At 44.8% G+C, this 858-nt stretch carries 2 protein-coding genes; one reads left to right on the forward strand and one right to left on the reverse strand.

All coding sequences use genetic code 11. The features are described 5' to 3' along the window. The coding region (locus R8N49_RS25985) for a LysR family transcriptional regulator (RefSeq protein WP_318190309.1) at window positions 1-193 on the reverse strand (193 nt) is incomplete at its 3' end. 112 nt (window positions 194-305) lie between these two features. On the opposite strand from R8N49_RS25985, the gene R8N49_RS25990 reads away from it, so the two are divergent. Continuing rightward, window positions 306-858: DMT family transporter (locus tag R8N49_RS25990; protein ID WP_318190310.1), on the forward strand; the 553-nt coding region annotated here is incomplete at its 3' end.

The following is an 858-nucleotide window of genomic DNA, read 5'->3' on the forward strand; positions in this document are numbered from 1 at the left end:
CTTCGGTATTGAGGTACACATGGCGTCCAATTCGGTCAAAAAGCGGTTTGTTTACTTGGCTTTCGAGAGATTTAATCGCTTGGCTGATCGCCGAGTGGCTAACGCTCAGAAGCTGGGCGGCTTCCGTCATACTGCCTGATTCCGCCACCGCCACAAACGCGTAGATGGATTTTAATGGTACTAATTTGCGCATGGAACGAACCTGTTTTCAATGTGTAAGTTTTACTTACAATAGTGGTTAATATTACTCGCTATTTCTATAAAGTCACTTTTCATAAAATGCTCCGAGAATTAAGGAGTATCTAATGAATCACGTTCACAAACCCATCGTATTTATGTTGATGTCTACATTAAGCTTATCTGTTACGGGCTTGCTAGCAAAGCAGCTGTCTGAGGCGCTTTCGGTAACCTTGTTCAGCTTTCTGCGATTTTTCCTACCTGCGCTTATCTTGCTCTTCGTTCTGATCCCGAAAGGCATCAAACTGCCGAAATCGCCCGAGTTGAAGCCCACTTTGCTACGCGCACTTTGTATTGGTCTGTCTCAATTGTGTTTTATTGCGTCTCTTCAAACGTTAACGCTGGTCGAAAGTGTGGTCCTTTTTGCTACAGGCCCGTTGTTTATGCCTGTGATTGAGAAGCTTGTCTGGCATGGAAAAATTCGTACGTCCACCGTTTTTGGTATTGTGATGGCGTTTAGTGGTGTGGTGTTGTTGGCTGGAACGGAAGGCGAATTTACTTTGCGATACGACTTACTGCTTGGTTTGGCTGGCGGTCTGTTTAACTCCGGCTCACAATTGACGCTGTATAAAGTCAGCAAAAGTAATATGTCACCGCTAGAGATCAACTTCTGGGCGTTTA

It is taken from the genome of Vibrio sp. 1978, assembly GCF_033344345.1.